Here is a 14238-nt window from a genome sequence, read left to right as displayed (position 1 = left end):
GCGTCACTTCAGTCATTCCCCGACAGACAACCGACCCCCGCAGCGCGAAGCTGCAGCAATGCAGCCCATCTGGATCAATGCGCGCAAACTCCGCAACAACGCAACCCTTTGCGAACGAAAACTGTGGCGCCACCTTCGCGGCCGTCGCCTCGGCAGCCAGCATTCGGAAGAACGCGATTACGACGCCCTGCGCACACGGCGCATGGAGACCAACGGTTATCGCGTCTTGCGGTTTTGGAACAACGAGTTGTTGCAATGCCGGGACGGGGTGCTTGGTGTGATTCTCAAGGTGTGCAATGAACGCGCTCGATGACGCAACCCCTCCCCGGCCCTCCCCTGCCTTCGCAGGGGAGGGAGCACTCCAGGCGATCTACGTCGACGACCAACTCGCCGTCGTCGACAAACCCGCCGGCCTGATGGTCCACGACTCCGCGCTCGCCCGCGGCGAAACCGACTTCGCCGCCGATCGCCTGCGCGAGCAGTTCGGCAAGCCCATCTTCCTGGTCCATCGCCTCGACCGTGCGACCAGCGGGTGCCTGCTGCTCGCCTTCGATCGCGACACCGCGTCCGCGCTCGGCAAGACGCTCATGGCGCGCGACGTGGAGAAGGATTACATCGCCGTCTGCCGTGGTTGGCCGACCGACGAGCGCTTCACCATCGACCATCCGCTGGACGGCGGCCCCGGCAAGCCGCTGAAGAAACCCGCGACCACCGCGTTCGAACGCATCGCCACCTGCGAACTCGAATTTCCCTCCGCGCATTTCCCGACCTCGCGCTATGCGCTGCTGCGCGCGCATCCGCTGACGGGTCGTTTCCGGCAGATCCGCCGGCACCTCAAGCACGTCTCGCATCACCTGATCGGCGACACCAGCCACGGCGATGGCCGGCACAATCGCGCGTTCCGCATGCTCGGCATCCACCGCATGCTGCTGCACGCGCGTCGGCTGGCCTTCGATCATCCCGCGACGGGTGCGCGCATCGACGTGCGCGCGCCCTTCGACGCGGAATTCACCAAGGCGCTTTCCCTCTTCGGCCACGCCACCGACGCCTGATACAGTCGCCGCATGTTGGAAATCGCGCCCGGTCTCGAACTCCCAGACGAAGAACTCGTCGAACGCTTCGTGCGTTCGTCGGGCCCGGGCGGGCAGAACGTCAACAAGGTCGCCACCGCGGTCGAACTGCGGTTCGACATCGCCAACTCGCCTTCCTTGCCCGAACCGCTGCGCGCGCGCCTGCTCGCCAAGCGCGATCGCCGCCTGACCCTCGAGGGTGTCCTGGTCCTCAGCGCGCAGCGTTTCCGCACGCAGGACCGCAATCGCGAGGACGCGCGCGAGCGGCTCGCGGCCTTCATCGCCAGCGGGTTGCACGTGCCGAAGAAGCGCGTGGCGACCAAACCGTCCCGCGCCGCGAAACAGCGGAGGCTGGACGACAAGCGCGGGCGCAGTACGATCAAGTCCTCGCGTGGTGCGCGCCGCACCTGGGACGACTGACAGCGCAGGAACAAGGAATGTCGCCACCTCATTCGGAGCCACCCGGGCACGTGCTGGCGTTGCCGCCGTCCGTGCCGCGGGTGAAGCCCAATCGATTCACGCGCTGGTGCGGGCGCACGCTGCTCCGTCTCGGCGGCTGGCGCATGGTCGGCGCGTTTCCGGACGTGCCCAAGGCGGTCCTCATCGGCGCACCGCACTCCTCCAATTGGGACGGGGTCTGGGGGTTCGCCGCCAAGCTCGCGCTCGGCCTGGACATCCGCATCCTCGGGAAGCACCAGTTGTTCTGGTGGCCGATGGGGCCGATCCTCCGCCGCCTGGGCGTCATCGCGGTCAACCGGAGCGCTGCGCAGGGCGTGGTCGAACAGGCTGCGTCACTTATCGACCAAGCCGGGAAGTTCTGGTTCGGCCTCGCGCCGGAAGGCACGCGCAAACCGGTCGAACGCTGGAAGCCGGGCTTCTGGAAAATCGCGAAGCGGGCGAACGTGCCCGTGGTCCCCGCGTATTTCCACTACCCCGACCGGATCATCGGCATCGGCCCGATGTTCGAGCTGACCGACGACATGCACGGCGACATCCAGCGCATCCGCGCGTGGTATCGCCCGTGGCAGGGCAAGCATCACGGCACCCCCTGAGCCGCGACTTTCCGACCGCTGGTGGCCGGATTGGCACATTTGATGCGTATGTTTCGTGCACGGGGTCACACTTCGGGCGCCATACAGACAGCGGTCGCAACGTCCTTTCAGGGGGAGGACTTGCATGCATATCCTCATCACGGGTGGGGCGGGCTTCATCGGCTCGCACCTGGTCGATCTCCATCTGCAGCGGGGCGACCAGGTCCATGTGGTCGACGATCTGTCGACCGGGGTGCGCGGCAATGTCGCGGCGCACGAAGACAACCCGCGCTTCCGCTTCGACGAAGCCGACATCCTCACGTGGGACAAGCTCGAACGCGTCGTCGGTTGGGCCGATCGCGTGTATCACCTCGCGGCCGTCGTCGGCGTTTATCGCGTCCTCGCCGAGCCGACCAAGGTGCTGGCTACCAACATCGCCGGTTGCGAACGCCTGTTGCGGGCCGCGCATTCGGGCGGTTGGAAACCGCAGGTCGTGCTGGCCTCCAGCTCCGAGGTCTACGGCCACAACGACGAAGACATCCTGTGCGAAGACCAGGATCTGTCGGTCAGCACGCGTGCGGGCACGCGCTGGGGTTATTCGGTCAGCAAGATCGCCGATGAAGCCCTGGGTCTGTCGTACGCACAGCGTTTCGGCATTCCGGCCGTGATCGCGCGCTTCTTCAATACCGTGGGGCCGCGCCAGGTCGGGCGTTACGGCATGGTCGTGCCGCGTTTCGTGGCGCAGGCCGTGCGCAACGAACCGATCACCGTGTTCGGCGGCGGCACGCAGACGCGGTCATTCTGCGATGCGCGCGATACGGTCGTTGCGCTTGACGCGCTCGCCAACTTCGCGGGCCGCAATACCTTGCTGGCCAACGTGGGCAACGACCGCGAAATCAGCATCCTGGAACTAGCGCAACTGGTGATCGAGCGCGCGGGCAGCCGTTCGCACATCCAGCACGTGCCCTTGCGCGAAGCCTACGGCGAGGATTTCGAAGACATCCGCCGCCGGCGACCGAGCCTGTCGCGCCTGCGCGCGATGACCGGGTTCCAGCACGAATACACGCTCGAACGCACGATCGACGATTTGATCGCCATCGAACGCGCCAAACTGGAAGAGGGATGCGATGGCTACCGCGCCTTGGTTCGTACTGAGTCCGAACGCGCTGCTTAGCATCGTCGGGCTGCTGCGCGGGCCCGACAAGACGATCCCCACGCCGGCGCAGGACTGGCGTGGCGCGGTCGTCGACGTCGTCATCCCGGCCTTCAAGGAAGAAGACAACATCATCCATTGCCTGGCTTCGATCGCCCGGCAGACGATGCGCCCGCGCCACATCATCCTCGTCGATGACGGCGGCCGCGACGCGACGGTGCCGCGCGCGCGCGAATACGCCGCCGCAGCCGGGCTGGACCTCACCGTCATCGAACGCGCCAGTTCGATCGGCAAGACGCCGACGATCAAGCGCCAGGCGCGCGAGTTCGACAGCGACGTGGAGTTCATCCTCGACGGCGACACGTTCCTGGAATCGACCAACTACATCGAACGCTGCGTGCAGGAGCTCTACCAGGGCGTGGGCATCGCCAGCGCCTGCGGCAACATCCTGCCGATGCGGCCGAAGAACCGGCATGCGCTCGCGCAGACACCCGAATTCCAGCGCTGGCACGGCGCGCCGACGTGGGACGACCCGCACGCCCGGCGCGGGCGCCTGCACGGCCTGTGGTGGTGGATCACGAATTCGTATCGCGAATGCCTGTACCTGTTCCTGCAGCGCTTCGTCTACAAGGGCCAGATGGTGTTCTTCGGCAGCATCACCAATCCGGTGGGCTGCGCGGTGGCGTATCGCCGCAAGTACATCGCCGATTTGTTCGACCGTTACGAGCCGCTGTTCGGCGACGACCTCACCAATTCCGAAGACATCTTCATCGGCTTCGCGCTCAACAACGAGGGGTATCGGAACATCCAGTTGCAGGATGTGCTCGCGCGTTCGGAGGAGCCGGAAGTGCAGCGCCTTCCGCGGCAGGTGTACCTGTGGTCCTCGTCCTTCCTGCAAAGCTGCTTCTACTTCGACAGCCTGGTGCGCACGCCCTTCCGCGTGTTCAAGACCTGGCGCAAGCGTCGGCGCGACAGGGAATCGGGCGTGGAAGAACTGCGCGTCATCAAGGAGCAGTACCGCCAGCCCTTCGGCGACAAGACGACGAAACAATACGGACGCCCGATCGGTTGGGCCTTGTTCCTGGGCTCGATCGAGAAGGTCGGCTTTCCGGCCGCACTGATCATCATGCTCGCGCTTCAGATGTGGGAACCGCTGGCGGTGACCGTGATCGCCGAGATGGTGGTGTCGCTGACGGTGCTCGCGATCGTCGCCAAGGGACAACGTCTGGAGATCGCGGCCAAGGGCGTGCTGGTCACGCCCTTGCGCTACTTCCTGATGCTCGCCGACACCGTCACGATGGCGCGCTTCGCGACGGACTTGTGGATCACGGGGAATCGAAAATGGCGCAAGTGAGGCTCGCAAGCGCGATCGCGCTCGCACTGGGGCTGGCGACGGCGCTGCCCGCGAGTGCGCAGGATTCCGCGCTGGATGCGGTGCGGCGGCTCGCGTGGCGGGGCGACTATGCCGGCGCCATCGAAGCGTTGGATGCGTCTGGCGTGGACGATGCGGAGGCGCGCGCGCTGCGTGCACGCATCCAGGCCTGGGCCGGTCGCCGCAATGACGCGCTCGCGCTCAACAGGCCCTTGTACGAACAGGCGCGAGCGTCGACGGCGCCGGTGCAAGTCGCCGCGCTCGGCAACGTGCCCGTGGAGACTGCGGCGCCGACCGATGCGTACGGCATCGCGTGGACCCAGGCCCTGGCCGAACGCATCGGCGAACGCCCCGAGCGCGCGCTCGATGCATTGGCGACCGTGCAAGCCCTGCAACCGGATTCGAAAGACACCCTCGCGCTCGCGAAGGCCGTGCGCCTGCCGCTGTATTCCTACGTGGGCGCGCCGCTTTCGGTGTACTCGGATTCGGACGACATCGAAATCCGCACGGCGACGATGGAATCCAATCTGCGCGTCAGCGATGCGGTACGGCTTTCTTTCGACGCAACGAATCGCACGCACGAATCGCCCGTAGGCAGCCCGTTCGCTTCCTTGCGCGGTGGCGATTCGATCGACGAGCGCCGCCTGTTCGCCGGCGTGCGTCTGTCGCCGTCGTCGGACTTCGCGCTCGACCTGCGAGGCGGCCGCTCCGAACTGGACTTCGCCGACGGCACCAGCGACGGCGCGACGATCGGCCGCATCGCGTTCACCCATCGTGCGAGTGACGCGTTCACCTACGGCGTCGCCGCCGAGCGCGATCGCGTGGCCTACTCGCCGCGCGCGCTGTCCAACGGCGTGATGCGCAATGGCGTCGTCGTCGACCTCACATCGACGCCCACGATGCGCGACACGATCACCGCGCGGCTGGCCGCCGATGCTTTCAGCGACGGCAACAATCACCGTGGCATCGATGCCGACTGGCGCCACGCGGTGTATCGCAGCGAGGCGGCGTGGATCGACGTCGGCCTGCAGGCGCAGTGGCTCGGTTATTCGACGAACCCGGGGACGGGCTACTACAGCCCGGAAGACTATCGTCGCTTCGCACCGGTGGTGTCGGGCTACTTCGCATTCGGCGAAGAAGTCGCGTTGCAGGTGTCGGCCGCGGTGGGCGTGCAGCGCGACGAATCCTTCGATGGGTGGAAGCGCGCGACCGATGCCAACGCGACGCTGAGCCTGGGCCTGTTCGGACATTGGCAGTTGCTCGCCACGGCCGCCTACAGCGAGCGCCTCAACGAATTCGGCCAATACACCGGGCATTCGATGGGCTTGCAGATGCGCTACCGCTTCTGCGAATTCCGCGCAGACCGTTGCCCCTGAGGGCTCAGCGTTCGGAGTGATCGATCGACTGGTCGGGCTGGATCAGCTCGATGAAGGCGCGCGCCTGTGGCGACAGGAACTTGCCCTTGCGCACCACCACGCCGTAACTGCGCGACGGGAAATACTGCGCGAGCGAACGCGCCGCGAGCCGCGTGCGATCGCTTTCGGTCAGGCAGATCGCGGTGACGATGCTGATGCCCAGGCCCATCGCGACGTATTGCTTGATCACTTCCCAGCCGCCGACTTCGAGCGCGACGGTGTAGGGCACGCGGTTCTGCTGGAACACCAGGTCGACCAGGCGATAGGTCGTGAGCCGCTTCGGTGGCAGGATCAAGCCGTAGGGTGAGAGATCCTCGAGCTTCAGGTCCGCCTTGTGCGCGAGCGGATGATCCAGCGGCGTGATCAGCATCGGCTCGAAGCGATACACCGGCATGTAGCGCAGGTCGGCCGGCACATCGAGCATCGAACCCACGGCGAGGTCGACCGCGTCGGTGCGCAGCAGGTCCAGACCGCCGGCGCCGGTGACGTTGTGCAGGGTCAGGCGAACGTCGGACCGCCGCTGGCGGAAGGCTTCGACGATGCCGGGCAAGAGATAGAGGATCGTCGAGGACCCCGCGGCAACGTTGAGATCACCCGCGTCGAGGCCCTGGACCTTGTCATGGAAAACGGCATCGAGCCCGTCGATGCCTTCGACCAGGGGTTTGGCCAGTTCGTAGAGCACCTGGCCTTCGCGGCTCGGGGTGAGGCGGCGGCCGACGCGGTCGAAGAGCTTGACCCCCAGTTCGCGCTCGAGCGCCTGCAACTGGAGGGTAATGGCCGGTTGCGAGACATAGAGCGCCTCGGCCGCGCGAGAGACTGAGCCCAGGCGCGCGGTCTGGCAAAAGGCCCGCAGGGGCTTCAGCCGGTCCGCCTTGTAGGCGAAACGGGGGGCGACCGCCTCGAAATCCGGGCCTTGCGTCTTCGATTTCCCCATGACGCCACCTTCATATAAGCGTGGCTTATCAATAGCATTGCGATAACTGTTTTGTCCAATACAGTACTGGCTCGTACGGTCGAGTCCTCGGTTGACCCAAGGACAGACCATGTCGGCAGTACTGCAGGACCAGGACAGCCTTATGCCGGGTGTCACCCTCACCCGCACGCTCCCGGGACAGGAGCAACTGCTCACGCCCGCGGCGCTCGCCTTTCTCGCGCAACTCCATCGCAGCTTCGAAGCACGGCGGCAGGAACGCCTCGCCGCACGCCAACTCCGCCAGGCCGCCTTCGACGCCGGCGCGCTTCCCGACTTCCGCACCGACACCGCGCACCTGCGCGCCGGCGACTGGCGCGTGGCCGAACTGCCGAAGGCGCTGCTCGACCGCCGCGTCGAGATCACCGGCCCCACCGATCCGAAGATGGTCATCAACGCGCTGAACTCCGGCGCGAACTGCTACATGGCCGACTTCGAGGATTCGACCGCGCCCACCTGGGACAACCTGCTCACCGGGCAGCGCGCGCTGGGCAAGGCGGTGGTCGGCACGCTCGACTGGATGGCGCCGGACGGCAGCAAGCACTACGTCCTCAAATCCTTCGCCGAACAAGCGGTGCTGATCGTCCGCCCGCGTGGCTGGCACCTGCACGAAAAACATCTGCTCGTCGACGGCGTTCCGATCTCCGCCTCGCTCTTCGACCTCGGCCTGTTCGCCTTCCACAATGCCAAGGCGCTCGCCGCGAAGGACCGCGGCCCGTACTTCTACCTGCCCAAGCTGCAGGCGATGGAAGAAGCCGCGCTGTGGGAAGACGTGCTCGCGCACATCGAACGCACGCTCGGCCTGGCGCAGGGCCAGATGAAAGTCACGGTGCTGATCGAAACGCTGCCGGCCGTGTTCGAGATGGACGAGATCCTGCACGCACTGCGCACGCGCATCGTCGGGCTCAACTGCGGCCGCTGGGATTACATCTTTTCCTATCTCAAGACCTTCCGCCGCCATCGCGATCGCGTGTTGCCCGAACGCGCGCAGGTCACGATGACGCAGCCTTTCCTCAAGACCTATTCGGAACTGCTCATCCACACCTGCCACCGCCGCGGCGCGCACGCGATGGGCGGCATGGCGGCGCAGATCCCGATTTCGGGCGATGAAGCCGCCAATGCGCGGGCGATGGAACGCGTGCGCGCCGACAAAGTGCGCGAAGTCGGCGCCGGCCACGACGGCACGTGGGTCGCGCATCCGGCCCTCATTCCGCTGGCGCGCGAAGTCTTCGATACATGGATGCTCGGCGCGCACCAACAGTTCGTGCTGCGCAACGACGTGCGCGGGAAAACCGATGTCGAGCTGCGCGAGATCCTGCTCAAGCCGCCGTTGGGCACGATCAGCCGCGCAGGCTTCGAAAACAACGTGGAAGTCTGCGTGCGCTACCTCGCCGCGTGGCTCGAGGGCAACGGCTGCGTCCCGATCCATTGGCTGATGGAAGACGCCGCGACCGCCGAGATCTCCCGCACCCAACTCTGGCAATGGCTGCACAGCGACCCGCCCGTGCACTTGGACGACGGCTCGCCGATCGATTTCGCGCTGCTCGAACGCGCGCTGATCGGCCTGCCCAGCAAGTTCGCCGACCGCATGCAGCTCCCCGGCGGCACGCGCATCAACGAAGCGATCGAACTTCTCGAAACACTCACGCAAGCAGACACGCTCGAAGACTTCCTCACCCTTCCGGCCTACGCACGGATCGACTGACCGTCGGGTCACACGACAAGGAGCACCACGATGAAGACGAACCCCCTTCCGACTGCCGAACAATTGCGCCTGGACTGGACCAACAACCCGCGTTGGGCCGGCATCGAGCGCCCTTACACCGCCGACGACGTCGTGCGCCTGCGCGGTACGGTACCGATCGAGCATTCCCTCGCGCGCCTGGGCGCCGAGAAGCTGTGGCGTTACCTGCAGACCGAAGACTTCGTCAACGCGCTCGGCGCGCTCACCGGCAACCAGGCGATGCAGCAGGTCAAGGCCGGGTTGAAGGCGATCTATCTGTCGGGCTGGCAGGTCGCGGCCGACGCCAACCTCGCCGGCGAGATGTATCCGGATCAATCGCTGTATCCCGCCAACTCCGTGCCGCAGGTGGTCAAGCGCATCAACAACACGCTGCTGCGCGCCGACCAGCTGCACCACGCCGAAGGCGATGACGCCATCGATTTCCTGCAGCCCATCGTCGCCGACGCCGAAGCCGGTTTCGGCGGCGTGCTCAACGCCTTCGAACTGATGAAGGCGATGATCGAAGCCGGCGCCGCCGCAGTGCATTTCGAAGACCAACTGGCGTCGGTCAAGAAGTGCGGCCACATGGGCGGCAAGGTGCTGGTGCCCACGCGCGAAGCGGTCGAAAAGCTCGTCGCCGCGCGCCTGGCCAGCGACGTGCTCGGCGTTCCCTCGCTGATCGTCGCGCGCACCGACGCAGAAGCCGCCGACCTGGTCACCAGCGACGTCGACGACAACGATCGCGACTTCATCACTGGCGAGCGCACCGTCGAAGGGTTCTACAAAACGCGCAAGGGCCTGGACCAGGCGGTCTCGCGCGGCCTGGCCTACGCGCCCTACGCGGACCTGGTGTGGTGCGAAACCGGCAAGCCCGACCTGAAGTTCGCCAAGGCCTTCGCCGAAGCGATCCACGCCAAGTTCCCGGGCAAGCTGCTCGCCTACAACTGCTCGCCCTCGTTCAACTGGAAGCAGCACCTGGACGACGCGACCATCGCGAAATTCCAGAAGGAGCTGGCGAGCTACGGCTACAAGTTCCAGTTCATCACGCTCGCCGGTTTCCACGCACTCAACTATTCGATGTTCAACCTGGCGCACGGCTACGCGCGCCGCCAGATGAGCGCGTTCGTCGAATTGCAGGAGGCCGAGTTCGCCGCCGCCGACAAGGGCTTCACGGCGGTCAAACATCAACGTGAGGTCGGCACCGGTTACTTCGACGCGGTGACGCAGACCATCCAGGGCGCCCAGAGCTCGACCGTCGCCCTGAAGGGTTCGACCGAGGAAGAGCAGTTCCAGAAGGTGAGCCCCGCCGCTGCGGCGTGACAAGCTGCACGGTTCTTGAATCCGCTATCGACTGTAGCGGGGTGACCGGGGTTGGCGGCGGCCGGACAGGCCGCCCCAATCCGTACCTCAGGAGATGAACTCATTCAGGTGGTATCCTCGGCCGCCGGTCACGTCGGGGGATCGAAGTGTGAATCGCGACCGCGCGCCTCGACGGCGCCGAGCCGACATTGAAGTTCTGGAACCCGCCGCGTCCCTGACTGCGGAGGAGTACGCGCTGTTCGCGCAAATCGGGCAGCAGCGTCGCGTCGAGCCTGGCGAAAAATTGTTTCGCCGTGGTGACCTCGGCACGACCATGTACGTCATCTCGCAAGGCTCGGTCGACCTGGACTTCGGCGACGACCTGGTCGCAAAGCGCCTGGGGCAGCGCGAGTTCTTCGGCGAACTCGGCCTGCTGATCGGCGACCATGCGCGCAGTGCGGACGCCACCGTGTCCAGCCCGGGCATGTTGGTCGAATTGCGCCAACAGGAATTCGAAACCCTGGTCGATCGCGACCCGCGCCTGCTCGCCCATTTCCTGCGCCGCGCCATCATGCGCGTGGTGCTGAACGAGCAAAGCCTCATCGGCCGCCTGCGCCGCCGCAACCTCGACCTGCAGACCGCGCTGGACACCCTGCGCGCGACCACGCACCGCCTGACGCAGACCGAAGAACTCACCCGAACGGATGAACTCACGGGCCTGGCCAACCGCCGCGGCTTCCATCTGCACCTGCAACAGCGCCGCCGCACCGACGAGCAGCCCGGCCGCGGCCTGCTGCTGATCGACTGCGACCGCTTCAAGAACATCAACGACGACCACGGCCACCTGGTCGGCGACCGCGTGCTGCAGGGCGTCGCCAACATCCTGCGGTCGGCCGCCGGTCCCGACGACATCGCCTGCCGCCTGGGCGGCGACGAGTTCTGCCTGATGATCAAGGGCGAGCATCGCGACGACGTGATGCGCGTGGCCGAGTTCATCACGACCACCGCGCACGCCTTGCACGAAATGCAGCCTTCGCCGCCGGCGATCGCCACCCTGAGCGTCGGCGCCTGCCTGGTGTCTCCGGACACCGAATGGGACGACTGGTACGCGCTGGCCGATGCGGCGCTCTACCGCGCCAAGCGTTTGGGCGGCAACCGCGTGGAATGGCAGGACGACGCGCTCGCGCCTGCCTAGGCGCGACGATGCAAGGGATCGTGCATGAATGACTTCGCGCAGGCCGGCTTCGATCCGGCGAGCAGCCCGCAGGTTCGTACCCTGCTGTTGACCGATCTGTGCGATTCCACGTTGCTCGTCGAACGCCTCGGTGACACGCCGGCCGCGGCGCTGTTCCGTGCGCACGATCGCCTCGTGCTGGAACTGCAGCAACGCTGGCGCGGCCGTTTGATCGATCGCAGCGACGGGTTGCTGTTGTTGTTCGAACGCCCGGTCGATGGTTTGGGTTTCGCACTCGACTACGCGCGCGGTCTGCGCGAACTCGGCGACCGCCCCGAAGTACGCGACCGCAAATTGCTCCTGCAAGCGCGCGCGGGCCTGCATGTCGGCGAAGTGCTGACGTGGCAGAACAGCGAAGCCGCGGTGCAGGCCGGTGCGAAACCGCTGGAAGTCGAAGGCCTCGCCAAACCGCTCGCCGGCCGCCTGATGACGCTCGCGCGCCCCGGGCAGATCCTGTTGTCGGCGACCGCCGAACCGCTCGCACGCCGCGCCGCGCGCGAACTCGGCGAACGCAGCGAACACCTGATCTGGAAATCGCACGGTCGCTGGCGCTTCAAGGGCGTGCCCGATGGCCAGGAAGTCTTCGAAGTCGGCGAACCGGGTTACGCACCGCTGCGCGCGCCCAAGCAGAACGGCGGCAAGGCGTGGCGCGACATTCCCGTGTGGCGTCGTCCGACGGCGCTTGCCGCGGAATTGTTCCTCGTCGCGGGCATCGCAACGGGCGCGTGGTTCCTGACGCGCCCGACGCCCGCGATTGCGTTCAACGAACGCGATTGGGTGGTGGTTGGGGATTTGCGGAATCTCACTGGCCAGCCGGTACTCGACGAATCGCTCGAACAGGCCTTCCGCATCAGCCTGGAGCAATCGCGTTACGTCAACGTGCTGAGCGACCTCAAGGTGCGCGACACGTTGGCGTTGATGAAGCGCACGCCGGGCACGACGCTGGACCGTGAGATCGCATCGGAAATCGCGATCCGCGACGGCGCCCGCGCGGTAATCCTGCCGACCGTGTCCGAAGTCGGCGGGCGCGTGCGCGTCAGCGCGGAAGTCATCGATCCGCGCACGCAGACCACCGTCTATTCCGAAACTTCGGATGGCACCGGCGCTGCATCGGCGTTGGCGTCGATCGACGAGGTGACCGGCCAGTTGCGCGAGAATCTCGGCGAAGCGATCGCAAGCATCCAACGCGATTCGCAACCGCTCCCGCAGGCGAGCACCGCCAACCTCGACGCGCTCAAGGCCTACGCGCTCGGGCTGGAAAAGGTGGACAACGGCGACATGGTGGGGGGGCTGGGGTTTTACCGCCGCGCCCTCGAACTGGACCCGGATTTCGCGCTCGCGCGCATGGGCGTGGGTGGTGTCCTCGTTGCCCAGGGCAAACTGAAGGAAGGCAAGGAGGCGTTGATCGCCGCCTCGCAGATGAAGGATCGATTGACACCGCGCGAAACGCTGGCGCTCCAGACGCAGATCGCGCGCTTCGGTCCCACCGAGCCGCTGCTCGCGCGCTGGGAGCAGCTGACGCAGATGTACCCCGATTACTTGTCCGCGCAATTCGGCTACGCGCAGGACAGCTGGATGATGGCCAACCGCTTCGAACAGGCCTTGCCGGCCGCTCGCGCCGCGACTGCGCGCCAGAGCGCGATGGCCGCATCGGCCTTCTACCTGCAAGGCATCCTGTTGCTTGGCCAGGAAGATTTGCGCGGCGCGATCGCCGCGTTCGATCGCGCGCAAGGCATGGGGTTACGCGGCGCGGCCATGTTCCGTGCGAAGGCCCTGCAGGCGCAGGGCCGCATCGCCGATGCCGACAAGGTGTTCGGCGCGCGGGGCGGCACCTCGCTCATGAACCAGGACCTCGAATCGCTGGAATGGCGCTTCATCTCGCGGATCGATCGCGGCGAGTTCGCCGACGCGCGGGAAGCGCTCGACCGCGCTTTGAAAGTGTCCGGAAAGGAAGATCCGTATTGGGCCGACACCATGTGGCAGCTCTATGCCGCCGGCATCGACCTGGTTACGGAAGGGAGTGCGTCGGCCGACACGCTCGCGCGTCGCCTGGATTGGGTGAACGCAAACAGCGCCAAGCTCGACGAGACTTACCCGATGGCGAGCACCAACCAACGCCTCGCGATGGGTTGGCTGGCGGCGCGCTCCGGTCATGCCGCGGTACTGTCCAAAGCCATCGCTGCGCTCGGCGAACGCAGCAAGGTCGCCGGCTATCCCCTCGCGGAACAAACATGGGACGTGCTGCTGGCCGAACAGGACCGCATGGCCGGCAAATCGGCATCGGCGATCGCGCGTCTTTCGCCCATCGCGCGCCGGCCCGACGCGCTGCAGATGGTCCATGTTGCGAACGCGCGCGCGCTCACCGATGCGGGCCAGTGGCAAGGCGCAGTCGCCGAATGGCATTGGGTCGCCACGCATCGCGGGCGTGCCTTCGCCGAACCGAGTACGGGCGGCATGCTGGATCCGTTGACGATCGCGGAAACGCGATTGGCCCCGCTGGAAGCGGCGTCGTTGCTCGCCAGCCATGGGCAGAAGAAGCGAGCGGAAGGCGAACTGGCTGCCTTCGACAAGGCGTGGCGACCCGAAGGCCTGCCACGCGCCCTGCACGCGCGGCGGGAAGCCGCGCGTGCAAGCTTGTTACGCGAGTAGCCCCGCCGGCGGCTTGAACTGGAAGGGCATCGCGAGCGAATCGACGAGCGCGTCGCGATCGGCCGCGATCGTGTCCTTCGACGCGAGCGTCACCGACGAGGCCAGGCACGCGCTGGTCCCCGCGGCCAGGCCCGTGCGTTCGGCGGTCGCCTCGGGCTGCCATCCCAATTGCGTCAGCGCTTCGTGCGGGCTGCTTTCGAACAGCGTCCGGAAATCGTCGTCCTTCGACAGCTTGTCCAGCAGCTTGTGCGCCGTCTTGTGGTCCAGCTTTGGTCCCTTGCCCGCCATATCGCACTCCCCAGTGTGATGGAAACCCCGGAAA

13 protein-coding genes are annotated in these 14238 nt (G+C 66.3%); 11 read left to right on the top strand and 2 right to left on the bottom strand.

Going from position 1 to position 14238, the window contains the following annotated elements:
- The first annotated feature begins 58 nt into the window (after positions 1-58).
- The 7 genes from AB4059_RS07040 (at position 59) to AB4059_RS07010 (ending at position 6002) form a co-directional block, all read left to right on the top strand.
- The gene (locus tag AB4059_RS07040; protein ID WP_498977974.1) at positions 59-313 is read left to right on the top strand and encodes a DUF559 domain-containing protein; all 255 of its coding nucleotides are present in this window, start codon (positions 59-61) and stop codon (positions 311-313) included.
- On the top strand, positions 297-1052 hold the full coding sequence (locus AB4059_RS07035; protein WP_498977972.1) for a pseudouridine synthase: 756 nt from the start codon (positions 297-299) through the stop codon (positions 1050-1052). Before AB4059_RS07040 ends, AB4059_RS07035 begins: the two co-directional genes overlap by 17 nt.
- 12 nt (positions 1053-1064) lie before the next feature.
- On the top strand, positions 1065-1490 hold the full coding sequence (arfB, locus tag AB4059_RS07030; protein ID WP_498977970.1) for an alternative ribosome rescue aminoacyl-tRNA hydrolase ArfB: 426 nt from the start codon (positions 1065-1067) through the stop codon (positions 1488-1490).
- A 17-nt stretch (positions 1491-1507) separates the two neighbouring features.
- Positions 1508-2122, top strand: a complete 615-nt coding sequence (locus tag AB4059_RS07025; protein WP_498977968.1) for a lysophospholipid acyltransferase family protein — start codon at positions 1508-1510, stop codon at positions 2120-2122.
- A gap of 124 nt (positions 2123-2246) precedes the next feature.
- Positions 2247-3275 (top strand): NAD-dependent epimerase/dehydratase family protein, encoded by a 1029-nt coding sequence (locus AB4059_RS07020; protein ID WP_498977966.1) that lies wholly within the window; start codon positions 2247-2249, stop codon positions 3273-3275.
- The gene (locus tag AB4059_RS07015) at positions 3229-4608 is read left to right on the top strand and encodes a glycosyltransferase (RefSeq protein WP_498977964.1); all 1380 of its coding nucleotides are present in this window, start codon (positions 3229-3231) and stop codon (positions 4606-4608) included. Before AB4059_RS07020 ends, AB4059_RS07015 begins: the two co-directional genes overlap by 47 nt.
- Positions 4596-6002, top strand: coding sequence for a hypothetical protein (locus AB4059_RS07010; protein WP_498977962.1), 1407 nt, complete (start codon positions 4596-4598; stop codon positions 6000-6002). The genes AB4059_RS07015 and AB4059_RS07010 overlap by 13 nt, the downstream gene beginning before the upstream one ends.
- Before the next feature lie 4 nt (positions 6003-6006).
- Here AB4059_RS07010 and AB4059_RS07005 read toward each other — a convergent pair whose 3' ends face one another.
- A complete protein-coding gene (locus AB4059_RS07005) occupies positions 6007-6975 on the bottom strand; it encodes a LysR family transcriptional regulator (protein WP_498977960.1) in 969 nt (322 codons plus the stop codon).
- Between the two features lie 109 nt (positions 6976-7084).
- Here AB4059_RS07005 and aceB point away from each other — a divergent pair, with 109 nt between their 5' ends.
- The 4 genes from aceB to AB4059_RS06985 all read left to right on the top strand — a co-directional run bounded on the left by aceB (position 7085) and on the right by AB4059_RS06985 (position 13916).
- Positions 7085-8716, top strand: coding sequence for a malate synthase A (aceB, locus tag AB4059_RS07000; protein ID WP_498977958.1), 1632 nt, complete (start codon positions 7085-7087; stop codon positions 8714-8716).
- A gap of 30 nt (positions 8717-8746) precedes the next feature.
- On the top strand, positions 8747-10054 hold the full coding sequence (gene aceA / locus AB4059_RS06995; protein ID WP_498977957.1) for an isocitrate lyase: 1308 nt from the start codon (positions 8747-8749) through the stop codon (positions 10052-10054).
- Between the two features lie 148 nt (positions 10055-10202).
- Complete coding sequence (locus AB4059_RS06990) at positions 10203-11228, top strand: GGDEF domain-containing protein (protein ID WP_498977955.1); 1026 nt, start codon at positions 10203-10205, stop codon at positions 11226-11228.
- A 24-nt stretch (positions 11229-11252) separates the two neighbouring features.
- Entirely contained in the window at positions 11253-13916 is a 2664-nt protein-coding gene (locus tag AB4059_RS06985) for a putative peptide modification system cyclase (RefSeq protein ID WP_498977953.1), read from the top strand.
- On the opposite strand, the gene AB4059_RS06980 is transcribed toward AB4059_RS06985, so the two are convergent.
- Positions 13905-14204: an NHLP-related RiPP peptide gene (locus AB4059_RS06980; RefSeq protein WP_498977951.1), complete on the bottom strand. Its 300-nt coding sequence runs from the start codon at positions 14202-14204 to the stop codon at positions 13905-13907. The two genes, AB4059_RS06985 and AB4059_RS06980, sit on opposite strands and share 12 nt — an antisense overlap.
- Between the last annotated feature and the right edge of the window lie 34 nt (positions 14205-14238).

The organism is Lysobacter sp. 2RAF19, assembly GCF_052115395.1.
Taxonomy (GTDB): Bacteria; Pseudomonadota; Gammaproteobacteria; order Xanthomonadales; family Xanthomonadaceae; genus Noviluteimonas.
Note: the sequence above shows the minus strand (reverse complement) of the source record. Positions and strands in the feature narration are given on the sequence as shown.